The following is a 15,604-nucleotide window of genomic DNA, read 5'->3' as shown; positions in this document are numbered from 1 at the left end:
ACTTAATAGTTGGGCTAATCGTCTTCTATGAGCTTGTAGATGACGAACAAAGCTAATTCTAACATGACGAATAAGACACAAGTGATAGTGACGTATTTGACGTCAAAAATACTAATGCCATGTAAAATCAAGTCGTAGCCTAGAAAGCTACCCACTACGACCGCAATGGCAATCTGTAAAATCTGAATAAATCGAGGCACGCTCGTCTCCTTAAATGACCGAGAGAGTATACTGCGTTATGGTGTGGTCAACACCACACCAACGTTATATTTTCTTCATTAGGTCAACGTTTTGTCAAAGTCTTAGAACTAAGAAAGTTTTTACTTCGAAGATTCCGCTTCCGCTATTTTCACTTTCCAAGTGTCAGGGCCAATTTGATGGGCATTCGCACCTGTCGAATCAACAGCTACAGTGACAGGCATGTCTTCAACATCAAATTCGTAAATAGCTTCCATACCGAGATCTTCAAACGCAACCACTCGTGCTTTCTTAATCGCTTTTGAAACAAGGTATGCCGCGCCACCAACAGCCATTAGATAAACGGCTTTATGTTTTTTGATAGACTCAACCGTTGCAGGGCCGCGCTCAGCTTTACCTATCATGCCCATGATGCCGACATCATTGAGCATCAAGTCCGTGAATTTATCCATGCGTGTCGCGGTTGTTGGACCGGCTGGGCCAACGACTTCATCGCCTACTGCATCAACTGGGCCAACGTAATAGATGAATTTCCCTTTCAGATCCACACCTTCAGGTAGGCTTTCCCCTCGTTCGATCATGCCTTGCAAGCGCTTATGCATCGCATCTCGACCGGTCAATATTTTCCCAGACAGGAGCACTGTTTCACCGGTTTTCCACTGTTGAACTTCTTCTTGCGTGACAGTATCGAGATTGACGCGACGAGTATTTTCCCCCGCTTCCCAGGTAATATCCGGCCAATCTTCGAGTTTAGGCGGTGTTAATTCCGCAGGGCCACTGCCATCAAGCGTGAAATGCACGTGACGAGTCGCGGCACAGTTCGGGATCATACACACGGGTTTTGATGCCGCGTGAGTTGGCGCTGTCTTAATTTTGACATCAACAACGGTCGTTAAGCCACCTAAACCCTGTGCTCCAATACCCAATTTATTCACTCGGTTGAAAATGTCCAAACGCAGCTCTTCTTCTGCATTTTCTGGGCCTTTATCAATCAAATCTTGGATATCGATATGTTCCATTAAGGATTCTTTCGCCATGACTGCAGCCTTTTCAGCCGTGCCGCCAATGCCTATTCCTAACATACCCGGTGGACACCAACCCGCCCCCATAGTTGGAAGGGTTTTTTCTACCCACGCAGCAATGTCATCTGACGGGTTCAACATCACCATCTTAGTCTTATTTTCAGAGCCGCCACCTTTAGCCGCTATCTGAACTTCCACTTTATCTCCTGGCACCATATTGATATGGACCACGGCAGGGGTGTTATCTTTGGTATTGATTCGTTTGCCGGCAGGGTCTTTCAGAATAGAGGCGCGTAATGGATTGTCTGGATTGGTATAAGCTTGACGTACGCCTTCATCCACCATTTCTTGAACCGTTTGGTCGGATTCCCATTGAACATTCATACCGATGTTGACAAAACAGGTCACAATGCCGGTATCTTGACAGATAGGTCGATGCCCTTCTGCCGACATTCTTGAGTTAATTAAGATTTGCGCGATCGCGTCTTTAGCCGCTTGGCTTTCTTCTCGTTGGTATGCAGCATCAAGAGCTTGGATAAAATCGAGTGGGTGATAAAAAGAGATGTATTGTAGAGCATCAGCTACGCTGCTGATGAGATCCTGTTTGCGAATGACTGTCATTGCTTGCCTCGTTATAGTTATACTTCCTTGTCGCTACCCATATAGTAGAAAGAGTCGTGTGTTATCGAGAGGGACGAACCAGTGTCATTAACAGCTTCTATCTACAATACAGTTAAGTAGAGACTTTTTAATTTGTTTTTATGATACTCTTGCTTTCCTCTAGGCGCTATGAAGCGATCGTTTTCTTCGTCACAAATTATACAAATGAACTGTTATCTGCATGAATAATAACGCTATCCAAACGATTCCTGTTGACTATCAACCAAAACTAGCCAATGAGCTATTTCATTATATTCAGCATCAGCCGTGGGCAATGTTACTGCGCTCGGCGTCTAACGATCATGTCGATAGCCGATTTGATATTTTGGTCGCTTGCCCGGTGGTGACTCTGACAACCAAAATAGACAGCACTTTTGTCACTACCCCTGACGGCGATTATACGAGTAGCGATGACCCATTTGAGCTGTTAGCGACGCTTCAGGAGCACTACTTACCCAGTATTGCACACAGTGGTGATCTACCTTTTATTGGGGGCGCGGTTGGCTACTTCTCTTACGATCTTGGACGACGAGTCGAAACACTGCCCAATATCGCTATTGATGATATTGAGCTGCCAGAAATGGTGGTCGGTTTGTATGAATGGGCACTGGTTATTGATCATCATAACAAGTCAGCGTCTGTCGTCGGTCATCAACCTGAACATCATTGGCAATGGTTACAAGCACAGAAACCGTATCAAGTTACCCAAAACAAGGGCGTCCAGGACAAGGGTATCCAGAACAACAGTGGCCCAAAGCACGAACAGAAGAATAATGAGCAGACGCCATTCAAGCTCAGTTCAGCTTGGCAGTCCAACATGACCAGAGCAGACTATTCACAAAAATTTGATGCGGTGCAGCAGTACCTATTATCTGGAGACTGTTATCAAATCAATTTAGCCCAACGATTTCACGCTCAATTTCAAGGCAGTGAATGGCAAGCGTATCAAAAACTGGAATCCTATAATCTCGCTCCTTTTTCTGCTTTCATACGGACCGATGATGGTGCGATTCTCAGCGTTTCTCCGGAGCGTTTTTTACAGGTGAAAGATCGAGTTATCGAAACAAAGCCGATTAAAGGCACTCGACCACGATCTCAAGATGCCAACCAAGACCGACACTACGCGGATGAACTGACCAACGCAGAGAAAGATCAAGCCGAGAATCTGATGATTGTCGATTTACTGCGCAATGATATCGGTCGTGTTGCAAAGCCTGGTAGTGTCCACGTACCAAAACTGTTTGATGTAGAAAGCTTCCCGGCCGTTCACCATCTGGTGAGTACCATTCGCGCCAAGCTCGATGACGACTTTAGTAATGCCGATTTGCTCAAAGCGTGTTTTCCTGGTGGATCGATTACTGGTGCACCAAAAGTCAGAGCGATGGAAATCATTGAGGAACTGGAACCTCACAGGCGAAGCGCTTACTGTGGCAGCATTGGGTACATTAGCCGTAACGGCACTATGGATACCAGCATTACTATTCGTACTTTGGTTGCAAAAGAAGGAACTATTTATGCGTGGGCGGGCGGTGGTGTCGTGGCAGATAGTGAGTGCGAGTCTGAATACCAAGAAACATTGGATAAGCTCAGCCGCATCTTGCCGATACTGGCTACGCACTCCACTTCATCATAATTTCATGCAATCCTGAGGCGGTATAGGGCTTGGTTAAAATATCATCCATACCGCTTTTCATGCACTTTTCTCTCTCTTCCAGCGTGGTGCCAGCGGTTAAGGCAATGATCGGTTTTTTATAGCCTTGTGAGCGTAAAATCGCCGTTGCCTCAAAGCCATCCATTTCTGGCATACGGCAATCCATAAAAATGATGTCGTACTCATTTCTTTTGACAGCATCGAGAGCTTCCACTCCATTATTACCAATATCCGCATTCAATTCGAATTTTTTAAGCATCTGATTAATAATGATTTGGTTCATACGAATATCGTCAACCACCAAAATAGACAAGGATTTAACCAGTGGCTTTAATGGCCCCTTCGATAGGGCTTCTTGATTGGCATCGGTATTCTTAGCCTCTTCCAGTGGAATCTGAACCGTGAACGTAGTGCCTTTACCTAACTCACTGTTGAGGTCGACGCTGCCTTTCATCAAGTCCAGTAACTGCTTACAAATCGCAAGGCCCAATCCTGATCCCTCAAAATTTCGCTTGCTCGAACGGTCGGCTTGGACGAAAGGATCAAACAGATTATCTTGCGCCTGCTTATCGATTCCAACCCCCGTATCGACAATCACAAAGATCAGTCGATTCGATTCCCAACTCACTTTTAATGTCACAGAACCGTACTCGGTGAACTTAATCGCATTACCGACAAGGTTGACCAATACTTGGCTTATCCTCTCAACATCACCGATAAAGACATTAGGAATCTCGTTGCTGTGCTCTATGGAAAAATCGATTCTCTTTTCCATTGCCTTCGAGGTAAAGATCCCTTTCACCGTTTTTTCTACATCATGCCAATAGAATTGACTGGGAATCAACTCCATCATACCGGCGTTCATTTTACTAAAATCCAGAAGATCGTTAATAATGCTCCGCAATAGCTCACCCGATTGCGTCAAATTCATCAAATAACTGTTTTGCTCTTCATTTAACCCCGTATCAGCCATCAACTCTGCACTGCCCAGTAGCCCATTTAATGGCGTTCTAAGCTCATGGTTGATCATGGCGACAAACTCTTTGGTGGCGCGTTCGGAGTCTTCCGCCCGAGTTCGAGCTTCAATCGTTTCATTGAGCATAAGCTGTCGATTAATGGCACTGCACAGTAGGTCGTTCACAAGCAGCATTTGGCTGACAATGAATTCTTTATCAACATCACCAACAATCACGCCAAAAATCAGTTCGCCAATCAAATCATTACCAATTGCTATTGGCAAATGGAGAGTGTCTCCTTCCCAGTGAATATCATGGCTCAGTTGCCTCGTATGCCGATGCTCCGAGTGCCCAAAATGTTCGTACTTCAAAGACGCTACCGGGACATTTGGAATGGTTAAATAAGCCGTTTCAATGACACTGCTGTTTGTGAGTCGCTTCAAAAAGCTGGACAGCAAAACATCGTCGAGATTTCGCGACAGAAAAGCTCGTCCAAAGTGAATCAGTGCTTCATCAATCAGCTGCTCAAACTCAAATTTTCTTAGGTCCGTCGTCGTTTGGTGCTCTAATTTCTTTAACGCTAACTGTAAATGCTGGTTAGATTGATAAAGCTCTAGTCCTTTTTGTTCCAGTAAACGTTCTGCTTCTTTTCGAGCAGCGATTTCCCTGTTGAGTTTACGTTCAAGGAGAGAGAGCTTGTCCATAGTCAAGAACCCAGAGTAAGGGTAAATCGAACATGGTCATGGTTCGCTGATTGACTTTGTGTCGCTATATTCACACTCTCATTAAAATGCTCTGCGCACCCTTTGATCAAACCAAGGCAAACATGAGACAAACACCGTGCACTCTTATAATCAAAGACCATCTCTGTTTGGGTCTCAGAGATAAAATCAAATGAGGGCGGTTTAGCGTCAGGGTAGAGTTTTTTTACCTCGATGTGGATGTAGTCTTCTACATGGCGGATAAATTGAAACGAACTGCCACACTGATTCAGCTCAGCATTATCTGGCATCGATTTATACAGGGTAATAAACACTGACTTACCAAATACTTCCTGTAGTTGTTCACTAGGAATATCGGTTTTTTTACTTAAGGCAACAATGAGCTTGACCAAGGCTTTGTGATCATAGCTCCCGACCGAAGTGTAAATGCCGCTATCTCCTGCCTCATCAAGAATAGTATCCAATACTTCCAGGCCAAACTCACGCTCAACCAGCTCCATAAATTCCGTAAAAATAATCCCTTTCATCTTTATGAGCTATCCTTATGATAAACAACACAGTTAAAAGCATGATCCATAAGTGGGTCTTTTACAAATCCAATTGCGAGGCAAATACGTTGTTTGAGCTTAATAAAAATGACCTAATTCAAAAATTTCAGTTTCAGCAACCGGTCAATTACCACGTGGAATCCACTAAACGCGTGTCTGCCTTGGCCCAACGCCCACTGAGAAAAGCTTCTGTATTAGTGGGGTTTATCGAAAGGCCTCACGGATTATCTGTCGTACTCACCAAACGAGCCAAACATTTAAAGCACCACCCAGGGCAAATCAGCTTTCCTGGAGGGAAATACGAAGAAAGCGATCCATCAATATTATTCACTGCGATTCGCGAAACTCAGGAAGAGGTGGGAATAGACCCTGAGCACATCGAAATTTTTGGCCAAATGCCAGAGTTAACCACCGTCAGCCATTTTTCTGTCACTCCGGTGCTCGCTTTCATCAGCCCAAACCATTCTAAGTCGATTGATCCAAATGAAGTGGATGAAGCTTTTGAAATGCCGGTAAGCTACATGCTCGATAAAAAGCAACTTCACAGCTACCTTTTTATGGTCAATAAAGACCATCACCGTGTTTTCGCCCTTCCCTATAAACATCATTTCATTTGGGGGATGACGGCTCAAATCATTCAGGCCATGCAGCAACATATTATGATAAACAACTGATCTTCGTCTCGATTTTTGTTTGTACGTCCTTCTATTTTTTAATTAGTTTAATTTACCCAACCAGAAGGCAAACGTTTGCCAAGCACCCTTCAACACCAATGAAATAGTAAACCCTGTCATTCCATTCATTAATAAAACTAATCCATGGTTTCAATTTAAATAATGAGTAGCACGTAAATTTCGTGACCTAAGCATTGTTTTTATTGATAGGTTTATAATCCAATCAAATACATGATCTAGATCTAATATTTGTGCAACAAATCTATGCACAATGCACTCAACTTATTTCCTGTTCCCAAAAATGAGTACTTTTAATGACTACACAAACTTCTTCAGCTACGGCTGTACAAACTTCATCTAAGTGGACTTATAAAGATTTTACTTGGTGTCTTTCACTTTTCGGTACTGCTGTCGGTGCTGGCGTACTATTCCTTCCAATTCGCGCTGGTGCAGGTGGTTTTTGGACCCTTGCAATTCTTGCGTTAATCGCGTTCCCAATGACTTGGTTCGCGCACAAATCTTTGGCTCGTTTCGTTCTATCTTCTAAAAACCCGAATGCAGATATCAGTGATACTGTTGAAGAACACTTTGGTAAAACTGGCGCAAATCTCATCACTTTTGCTTACTTTTTTGCGATTTATCCTATTGTTCTTATTTACGGTGTCGGTATCACGAACACCGTTGACTCTTTCTTGGTTAATCAAATGGGCATGGAATCTATTCCACGTTGGCTACTGTCTGGCGCGCTGATTGCTATGATGACAGCAGGTATCTTGTTTGGTAAAGAACTGATGCTGAAAGTCACTTCAGCTCTGGTTTACCCGCTGGTTGCTATCCTGCTTGCACTGTCGTTCTACCTGATTCCTGAGTGGAACACCTCAATGATCGCTGTTAGCCCTGACTGGAGCTCAATGCCAGTGATGATTTGGCTAGCACTTCCAATGATTGTGTTTTCATTCAACCACAGCCCTATCATCAGCCAATTTGCTAAACAGCAACGCCTGACTCACGGTGACAATGCGGTTAAGAAAACCGATGCCATTACTGGCGGTGCGGCAATGATGCTGATGGGTTTTGTCATGTTCTTCGTATTCTCTGTGGTTTTATCTCTATCACCAGAGCAACTTGCACAAGCGCAAGCTGAGAACATCAGTGTTCTGTCTTACCTAGCGAACATTCATGAATCCCCATTCATCTCAATCTTGGGTCCTTTTGTAGCATTCGCTGCAATCACTTCAAGCTACTTCGGTCACTTCCTTGGTGCTCAAGAAGGTCTAGTTGGTCTTGCAAAATCTCGCACTAAAGCTTCTGAAGCTAAGATCGAGAAAGGTTCACTTATCTTCATCGTGCTGACAACTTGGGCTGTTGCCATCATCAACCCAGATATCTTAGGAATGATCGAAGAACTGGGTGCTCCAATGATCGCGGCTATCTTGTTCCTAATGCCTATTTTTGCAATGAACAAAGTCCCAGCAATGGCAAAATACAAAACATCTAAAGCGGCTCAAATCTTCACAGCGATTTGTGGTCTTGCTGCTGTAACTTCTGCTATAAACGGTATATTCTAAGCCGAATCTAGTCTTGATTAGATATAATAACTATAATTAGGCTCCAGCTCAGGAGCCTTTTCTAATGAGGTTTCAAATATGATCAGTGTATTCGACATCTATAAAATTGGTGTTGGTCCTTCAAGCTCACACACTGTAGGGCCAATGAAAGCGGGTAAAGAATTTATTGATGATTTACGCTCAATGGGAAAATTGCGCGACATCACTAAAATCACCGTGGACGTTTATGGATCATTATCACTGACAGGGAAAGGTCACCACACCGATATCGCAATCATCATGGGTCTTGCTGGAAATTCCCCTGAAAAAGTCGATATCGATTCAATTCCAGGCTTTATCGCTCGTGTTGAAGAAACTGAGCGTCTGCCTGTTGGTATGCATTGCCATACTGTCTCTTTTCCAAAAGATGGCGGCATGAATTTCCATACTTCAAACTTATCTCTTCACGAAAATGGCATGCAGATACACGCCTGGATCGATGAAGACGTTGCTTACTCAAAAACGTATTACTCTATTGGCGGTGGTTTCATCGTTGATGAAGAGAACTTTGGAAAAGAAGACCAAAATCCAATTAAAGTGCCGTACGAATTTACCTCTGCTGAGCAACTGATTGAGCAGTGTAAAGAGAGTGGTTTGTCCATCAGTACATTAGTCATGGAAAACGAAAAATCACTCCATTCTGATGAAGAATCTCGTACGTACTACGCGAACATTTGGAAAACCATGCGCGAATGCATGGATCGTGGGATGAGCACCGAAGGCATTCTTCCTGGTCCCCTGCGTGTGCCTCGTCGTGCGCCAGCACTTCGTCAATTATTAATGACGTCTGAAAAGACCACAACCGATCCTATGGCAGTGGTTGACTGGGTAAACATGTTTGCCTTTGCCGTTAATGAAGAAAATGCGGCTGGTGGCCGTGTCGTGACAGCCCCGACCAATGGCGCTTGTGGTATCATTCCAGCGGTTCTCGCTTACTACGATAAGTTCATTCAAACCGTGACCGAAAAAGACTACACGCGCTATTTTGCAGCCTCTGGTGCTATCGGCGGTTTGTACAAACGTAATGCTTCCATCTCTGGTGCTGAAGTCGGTTGCCAAGGTGAAGTCGGTGTGGCTTGCTCTATGGCGGCGGCGGGCCTTGCAGAGCTTATGGGTGGCAGCCCCGAGCAAGTATGTATGGCCGCAGAAATCGCGATGGAACATAACTTAGGTTTAACCTGTGACCCCGTCGCAGGCCAAGTTCAAGTGCCATGTATTGAGCGAAATGGTATTGCCGCGGTAAAGGCGATCAACTCAACTCGTATGGCCTTACGTCGCTCTTCTGCTCCTCGCGTTTCGCTGGATAAAGTGATTGAGACCATGCTGGAAACGGGTAAAGATATGAACGCAAAATACCGTGAAACCTCTCAAGGTGGATTGGCTATCAAGGTCGTCTGTTAGAAACCTGCCTTTCTAACGCTTACCTTTCTAGTTTTACACTTCTCGATGATGAAGCCCAAGCAAATAGCCTGGGCTTTTTATTATTCCAAAGAATCAAGAGACACCTTAGATCGGATCTCATCACCAGCACCTCGAAGTAGGTTGATTGGTGATAACACCACCCCTTTCACTGCGCCTTGTGTCGCTTCTGCGGCTATTTGCTGTGTCTTGTCAATAATCTCATCGGCTTTGGCGAGCATTGGTGGGATATCACTTCGTAGGTTATTGGATTCCATTAAGACATTAGGTATCACCGTTGAACGGTACGCCTTACTTTCCAATAGTACAGGAGGAATCACATCGACCCGGTATTTTTCGAGTTCATTGACTGTGGTTGGAACGACATCAACACGATAATGTCTCATCTCAGCAAGCGCGGCGGGGATAGTGTTCTCGCGATACGCTGTAAATTCTGACACGATAGCAGGAATTTTCTTGTCAACAGAATCCACCGTCTGGTTTACTTCCACCAGCGTCTTATTCACATCGTTAACCGCAACCAAAATTTGTGGAACAATAGCTTCAACATGTTCTGTAAACAGCAACCATTCTTTTATTTCGAGTTTATCGGTGATATCACTAATATCTGTGACCATCTGCGGGTATTTATCGACAACCTCACCGACTTTTTCGGTAAAACCATGAATAGCAAAACCTAAATATAGAATCGCTATGGCTAGTACGGATTGAACAATAATTGAGAGTCGTAACATCATAAAACCATTTCCCCTTGGGCTTCACCTTAATACCTTCACCCGTGACTAAATCGAACCGCAGTACCAGTTCGATGTTAACACGATTACTCGGGTGAAAAAAAAGCGAAGACTCGCTTCGCTTTTTTATAACTGATTGTTAATGCTTAATCTTCACCAACATAAATACAGCCTGCTGTACACGTTTCTTTAATTTCAACTTTACTCAGCAGTGGAAGACTTGGTTTCAATTCTAGCCAAATCCACTTAGCTAAAACTTCACTAGTGGGATTTTCTAGCCCCTGAATATCATTTAAATAGTAGTGATCAAGGCGATCATAAATCGGCTTAAACGCTTCTTTAATCTCTGAAAAATCGATCACCCAACCAGTGTGAGGATCGACTTCACCTTCAACAAAAAGACGAACTAAAAAAGAGTGACCATGAAGACGTCCACACTTATGCCCTTCCGGTACATGTGGCAGATGGTGTGCAGCTTCAAACATAAACTCTTTGTACAATTCAGCTTTCATTTTTATTCTCTAGGTTTTTAACGACGCGCAATAGTAAGAAATAACCCACGTTGTGACAACGTTTAGTTGAGAGAAATTATATCACTTAACTTAGCCCTTCGAGCACTCGGTGTTAACGCTACCCTTAGCACTTAAACTTGGTACTTAGCATTTAGCATTTAGCATTTAGCATTTAGCATTTAGCATTTGGAAATGTATCACATGTAAAACAGCGAGACCACAAAGCGCTAACATCACATTTACAATGAAACCTTATGCTACATATCACATCAACAATACATCCATCATATTAACCTTACTTCAAACAAGGTATATTAGAGACGTCTGTTACAAAACTATAAAAATAACATTATGAAAATATCCGTCAGCTTCAAACTACTCGTGACCTTAATCTCGGTCTCTACACTGGTATTATCGGTGTCTACTGGTTATCAATACATCCAGCAGCGTAACCTGATCAACTCCGTTCTTAGTGAACAACTGCATGAAAAAGCGAGCAACTATTTCGATAGCCTGAATATGATGATGATCACGGGCACAATGGCTCAAAAAGAGACCTTGAGAGAGAAAGCGATGGCTCAAGAAGGTATTGAAAACGTCAAAGTGTTGCGCGCAGATGCAGTCAGCAAAATGTATGGGGATGGGACGGAAAACCAAAAACCAAGCGATGACATTGATCGCAGAGCGCTTGCCGGAGAAACCGTGATTGAACCGTATTCTGGCGAATGGGGGAATGGGATTGTAGTGGCCCTGCCGATGAAATCCAGCGAAAATTATCGCGGAACTAACTGTGTGTCTTGCCATTTAACCTCAGAAGGTGAGGTGCTGGGGGCTATTCGTTTAGAGTACAACTTAACCAACGTGAACAAACTCATTAACAGCCAAACCATCTTTGCTTTAGGAATCACAGCGCTGATTTCCTTTGTTGGTTTTCTCGTCACACTTGTTGTCATACGAAAAACGATTGTTCGCCCGATTCAACGCACTTCCCAATTCATGCAATCTGTTAGTCAAACAAAAGATCTTTCAAAACGCGTGCATAACACAAAAAATGATGAAATTGGCGACCTTTCGAATGCGATTAATTCGTTCATGTCTACCGTGAGTGATAGCTTAAGTAAAGTGCAAGAGACTTCCCACAGCTTGTCCGCATCGGCGGCGACTCTAATTGATGTTGCGAAAATCACCGATCATGCTGCCAATAACCAACAACGAGAAACTGCCGATGTTCAAGCTAATGTTGAACAAATGCAAACTCAGCAAAATCAAGTGGAACAAGCGACGGTCGATGCGTCATCTTTAATCAAACATACCACCACGATTGCTAAAGACAGTGCGCACCAAGCACACCAAGCGAGTGAGGGTGTTAAAGATCTTGTCGGCGATATTGAGAACGTTAAAGACAATATTCTGCAACTTAACAACCAAACCAATGAAGTTTCTAATATTTTGGCCGTGATTAAGGGAATTGCAGACCAGACCAATTTGCTGGCACTCAATGCGGCAATAGAAGCGGCCAGGGCTGGAGAACAAGGACGTGGGTTTGCAGTTGTTGCCGATGAGGTAAGACAACTTGCAAGTCGAACATCAGAAGCAACGGACAGTATTGAGCGCATTATTTCTGAGCTTCAATCAAATAGTGAAGGTTCGCTACTCTCTGTCGACAATGTTTGTGATCAGGCGCATCAACGGTCCACCGTTATTGATGCTTTATCTTCTGCAATGAACGAAGTGGTTACTGAAATGCAGCAAGCATTAAATCACGCAGACAGTATTCAACAACAAAGCCAAGTCAGCACTCAAATTAACCAAGATATACTAGGGAAAATAGACGTCATCACTCGTCACTCTGATGACACGTCGAGTTCCGCAACACAAACGCGTGAAATCAGTATAAATCTTGAGCAACTATCTGACCGATTAGAAGCTTTATTAAACCAATTCACCCTTTCAGACAAGAAATCCACATGAATGGATAAATATTCGCCAGATGAAGGATAATAAAGGTTGAAGCTCTCGATATGACAGGTAATATGTCCTATCGATTACAATGTTTTAACTGCCCCAGTGCTGTAAGTTTTGCTTCTTTATCTTTGTTGACAAACGAGTTGACCTAAGAGAGCAAGCGATCAGCGGCACTGGGTGATTTATCCCTCAATGGAGAATGAAACCAACATGACTTACGCGCCTGTAACAGACGTACTTGGCGGCAAGCTAGCGGTAGACAGTGAAGTCACTGTTCGCGGCTGGATCCGTTCACGTCGTGATTCCAAAGCTGGAATCTCTTTCCTTGCCATTTATGACGGCTCTTGTTTCGACCCGATTCAGGCCGTGGTCCCTAATAATCTTAATAATTACGAAAACGAAGTACTAAAGCTAACAACTGGCTGCTCTGTTGAAGTAACTGGCAAGATTGTTGAGTCTCCTGCAAAAGGTCAAGATTTCGAACTAGCAGCAACTGACGTTAAAGTTGTTGGCTGGGTTGAAGATGCTGACACTTACCCTATGGCTAAGACACGTCACTCTATCGAATACCTTCGTGAAGTTGCTCACCTACGTCCACGTACAAACGTGATTGGCGCAGTAGCACGTGTACGTAACTGTCTATCGCAAGCGATTCACCGTTTCTACCACGAGCAAGGTTTCTTCTGGACTTCGGCTCCACTTATCACTGCTTCTGATGCTGAAGGCGCAGGTGAAATGTTCCGCGTATCTACGCTAGACATGGAAAACCTACCTCGCACTGACGAAGGCAAAGTTGATTTCAACGAAGATTTCTTCGGTAAAGAAACTTTCCTAACCGTATCTGGCCAACTTAATGCTGAAGCTTACGCTTGTGCACTAAGCAAAGTTTACACATTCGGTCCTACGTTCCGTGCTGAAAACTCAAACACAAGCCGCCACCTAGCTGAGTTCTGGATGGTGGAGCCTGAAGTTGCGTTTGCAGACCTTGACGATGTAGCGAAACTGGCTGAAGACATGCTTAAGTACGTTTTCGCTGCTGTTCTTGAAGAGCGCCGTGACGACCTTGAGTTCTTCGCTTCTCGCATCGACAAGCAAGCGATCACTCGCCTAGAGCAATTCGTAGAGGCTGATTTCGCACAAGTTGACTACACTGACGCCATCCAAATCCTACTAGACTCTGGTAAGAAATTTGAGTTTGACGTTGAGTGGGGCATCGACATGTCTTCTGAGCATGAGCGTTACCTAGCTGAAGAACACTTCAAAGCGCCTGTTATCGTTAAGAACTACCCGAAAGACATCAAGGCTTTCTACATGCGCTTAAACGACGACGGCAAAACAGTGGCAGCAATGGACGTACTTGCACCAGGCATCGGTGAAATCATCGGTGGTGCACAACGTGAAGAGCGTCTAGACATTCTAGACGAGCGTATGATTGCTATGGGTATCGACCCTGAGCACATGAGCTGGTACCGCGACCTACGTAAATACGGCACAGTGCCACACGCTGGTTTCGGTCTTGGTTTCGAGCGTCTAGTATCTTACGTAACAGGTATGGGCAACGTTCGTGACGTGATTCCATTCCCACGTACACCACGCTCTGCAAACTTCTAAACCATTGGTTAGAACTTTAAAAGCCGGACATCAATATTTGATGTCCGGCTTTTTTATTACAACGTCCATTCGGCTATTTATTATTGTTTATTCTGAGTCAATGATCCTCACCTGACCTTTTCTCGCCTTTTTCGCTTCGTACATGGCTTGATCAGCCAATCTTAAACTATCGTATAAATTCGATTGTTCTTCTGAGGTAAATACGACGCCAATGCTTGCAGACATTGAGTGTTTCAGCCCTCTAAGGCTTTCTAGTCGATCATTTGAAAACAGATCAATTACATCATCCGCTAGCGCAACAACGTTATTTTCTCCACGTGGTGCCTGTTTAACAAAAATCGCAAACTCATCACCACCTAACCTCGCCACATCATACTGGCTTAATCCATCCCCTATTCTATCGCCAGCGATCCTCTTTAGATGGTAACCAAAGTCAACGAGCACACTGTCTCCGGCATCGTGCCCATAATCATCGTTGATCTGCTTAAAGTTATCGAGATCAATGTATATTAAGGCAGAACGCTGAGTCGATATTCTTTGCATGGTGCGGCCTAAGATAGAACGAAAAGTGGCTCGGTTGGCCAATTGAGTTAATCCATCAAAATAGGCTAAGTTATGGATACCTTCTTCATGCATTTTCAATATGTAATCATCGGCTTTATTTTGAAAATAGATCAAAATATGACACATACCACTCAGTGCAGATAGAGTGATAACAAAACGAATTTTCATCACATCGTTATAGTCAGCAATGAGCCAATCATTAACGATCAATAAGGTTAACACCCCAATAAAAAAAGTATTTAAAATCAGCCCTTGGCGAAAATGATTAATGAAAATACTGATAGCAGCTAGCGGATAAACCCAAAGAGAACCTGTATTTTGATAGCCCCCAGAAACGACCAATATTGTTGAAAGTGAATAGATAATCGTCGTCAAGACGATCAAACCTATATTTCTCCAACGGCTCATAACATAAATGTTCACTAGGCCGGCAACAGAAAAAAAAGCTAAAATACTGGCAAGAGTAATGTTTTGATTGTTAAAATTAAACAAGCTAAAAAGAGTAAGAAAGCATAAGCCCAAAACCGTTAGCGCATTCACCATCATCCTTTGCCGACGATGTTTATCTTCCACCACTTCTACAAGCTTTTCAGCAACAAAATTATGTGTTTTTAGAGACACTAATGCTATTTCCTTTACAATCGGTAAATGGGCATTCAACAACAGAAAAATGAATACTGATAATAACAATAACAGTAATTACAGTACAGCACCCTCTAACATGTCACAATTTACTATGTGTGACGCTCTATCCTCAATGT

At 43.6% G+C, this 15,604-nt stretch carries 13 protein-coding genes; 6 read left to right on the top strand and 7 right to left on the bottom strand.

All coding sequences use genetic code 11. The features are described 5' to 3' along the window. Positions 1-14: 14 nt before the first annotated feature. Both QF117_RS12685 and QF117_RS12680 read right to left on the bottom strand, forming a co-directional pair. The gene (locus QF117_RS12685) at positions 15-200 is read right to left on the bottom strand and encodes a hypothetical protein (RefSeq protein WP_017034420.1); all 186 of its coding nucleotides are present in this window, start codon (positions 198-200) and stop codon (positions 15-17) included. A 120-nt stretch (positions 201-320) separates the two neighbouring features. Further along, a complete protein-coding gene (locus QF117_RS12680; RefSeq protein WP_282389255.1) occupies positions 321-1,841 on the bottom strand; it encodes a fumarate hydratase in 1,521 nt (506 codons plus the stop codon). 220 nt (positions 1,842-2,061) lie between these two features. Between QF117_RS12680 and pabB the strand changes: the two genes are divergently transcribed. Then, complete coding sequence (gene pabB, locus QF117_RS12675) at positions 2,062-3,513, top strand: aminodeoxychorismate synthase component I (protein ID WP_282389254.1); 1,452 nt, start codon at positions 2,062-2,064, stop codon at positions 3,511-3,513. Here pabB and QF117_RS12670 read toward each other — a convergent pair. Together QF117_RS12670 and QF117_RS12665 are read right to left on the bottom strand one after the other, a co-directional pair. After that, positions 3,491-5,191 (bottom strand): ATP-binding protein, encoded by a 1,701-nt coding sequence (locus tag QF117_RS12670; protein ID WP_282389253.1) that lies wholly within the window; start codon positions 5,189-5,191, stop codon positions 3,491-3,493. The genes pabB and QF117_RS12670 overlap by 23 nt on opposite strands. A 2-nt stretch (positions 5,192-5,193) precedes the next feature. Next, positions 5,194-5,736: a heme NO-binding domain-containing protein gene (locus tag QF117_RS12665; RefSeq protein ID WP_282389252.1), complete on the bottom strand. Its 543-nt coding sequence runs from the start codon at positions 5,734-5,736 to the stop codon at positions 5,194-5,196. Between the two features lie 41 nt (positions 5,737-5,777). Here QF117_RS12665 and QF117_RS12660 point away from each other — a divergent pair, with 41 nt between their 5' ends. The 3 genes from QF117_RS12660 (at position 5,778) to QF117_RS12650 (ending at position 9,439) form a co-directional block, all read left to right on the top strand. Next, positions 5,778-6,431 (top strand): CoA pyrophosphatase, encoded by a 654-nt coding sequence (locus QF117_RS12660; protein WP_282389473.1) that lies wholly within the window; start codon positions 5,778-5,780, stop codon positions 6,429-6,431. A gap of 314 nt (positions 6,432-6,745) precedes the next feature. Continuing rightward, positions 6,746-7,999 (top strand): aromatic amino acid transport family protein, encoded by a 1,254-nt coding sequence (locus QF117_RS12655; RefSeq protein ID WP_282389251.1) that lies wholly within the window; start codon positions 6,746-6,748, stop codon positions 7,997-7,999. Positions 8,000-8,077: 78 nt separating this feature from the next. Beyond that, on the top strand, positions 8,078-9,439 hold the full coding sequence (locus tag QF117_RS12650; RefSeq protein ID WP_282389250.1) for an L-serine ammonia-lyase: 1,362 nt from the start codon (positions 8,078-8,080) through the stop codon (positions 9,437-9,439). A gap of 80 nt (positions 9,440-9,519) precedes the next feature. Here the strand turns inward: QF117_RS12650 and QF117_RS12645 are convergent, their stop codons facing one another. After that, a complete protein-coding gene (locus QF117_RS12645; protein WP_282389249.1) occupies positions 9,520-10,194 on the bottom strand; it encodes a hypothetical protein in 675 nt (224 codons plus the stop codon). A 143-nt stretch (positions 10,195-10,337) separates the two neighbouring features. After that, positions 10,338-10,703, bottom strand: a complete 366-nt coding sequence (gene queD / locus QF117_RS12640; protein WP_282389248.1) for a 6-carboxytetrahydropterin synthase QueD — start codon at positions 10,701-10,703, stop codon at positions 10,338-10,340. Between the two features lie 351 nt (positions 10,704-11,054). Here queD and QF117_RS12635 point away from each other — a divergent pair, with 351 nt between their 5' ends. Continuing rightward, positions 11,055-12,674 (top strand): methyl-accepting chemotaxis protein, encoded by a 1,620-nt coding sequence (locus QF117_RS12635; protein WP_282389247.1) that lies wholly within the window; start codon positions 11,055-11,057, stop codon positions 12,672-12,674. A gap of 204 nt (positions 12,675-12,878) precedes the next feature. Then, entirely contained in the window at positions 12,879-14,279 is a 1,401-nt protein-coding gene (asnS, locus tag QF117_RS12630) for an asparagine--tRNA ligase (protein WP_282389246.1), read from the top strand. Positions 14,280-14,366: 87 nt separating this feature from the next. Here asnS and QF117_RS12625 read toward each other — a convergent pair whose 3' ends face one another. Further along, the gene (locus QF117_RS12625; protein ID WP_282389245.1) at positions 14,367-15,464 is read right to left on the bottom strand and encodes a GGDEF domain-containing protein; all 1,098 of its coding nucleotides are present in this window, start codon (positions 15,462-15,464) and stop codon (positions 14,367-14,369) included. Positions 15,465-15,604 lie beyond the last annotated feature (140 nt).

This window comes from Vibrio sp. YMD68 (assembly GCF_029958905.1).
Taxonomy (GTDB): domain Bacteria; phylum Pseudomonadota; class Gammaproteobacteria; order Enterobacterales; family Vibrionaceae; genus Vibrio.
The sequence above is the reverse complement of the archived record's forward strand: the minus strand, read 5'-3'. Positions and strand labels throughout refer to the sequence as shown.

Coding starts and splice junctions, on each gene's coding strand:
- QF117_RS12680 (WP_282389255.1), bottom strand. CDS start 1,841: ATGACAGTCATTCGCAAACAGGATCTCATCAGCAGCGTAGCTGATGCT.
- pabB (WP_282389254.1), top strand. CDS start 2,062: ATGAATAATAACGCTATCCAAACGATTCCTGTTGACTATCAACCAAAA.
- QF117_RS12670 (WP_282389253.1), bottom strand. CDS start 5,191: ATGGACAAGCTCTCTCTCCTTGAACGTAAACTCAACAGGGAAATCGCT.
- QF117_RS12665 (WP_282389252.1), bottom strand. CDS start 5,736: ATGAAAGGGATTATTTTTACGGAATTTATGGAGCTGGTTGAGCGTGAG.
- QF117_RS12660 (WP_282389473.1), top strand. CDS start 5,778: ATGATCCATAAGTGGGTCTTTTACAAATCCAATTGCGAGGCAAATACG.
- QF117_RS12655 (WP_282389251.1), top strand. CDS start 6,746: ATGACTACACAAACTTCTTCAGCTACGGCTGTACAAACTTCATCTAAG.
- QF117_RS12650 (WP_282389250.1), top strand. CDS start 8,078: ATGATCAGTGTATTCGACATCTATAAAATTGGTGTTGGTCCTTCAAGC.
- QF117_RS12645 (WP_282389249.1), bottom strand. CDS start 10,194: ATGATGTTACGACTCTCAATTATTGTTCAATCCGTACTAGCCATAGCG.
- queD (WP_282389248.1), bottom strand. CDS start 10,703: ATGAAAGCTGAATTGTACAAAGAGTTTATGTTTGAAGCTGCACACCAT.
- QF117_RS12635 (WP_282389247.1), top strand. CDS start 11,055: ATGAAAATATCCGTCAGCTTCAAACTACTCGTGACCTTAATCTCGGTC.
- asnS (WP_282389246.1), top strand. CDS start 12,879: ATGACTTACGCGCCTGTAACAGACGTACTTGGCGGCAAGCTAGCGGTA.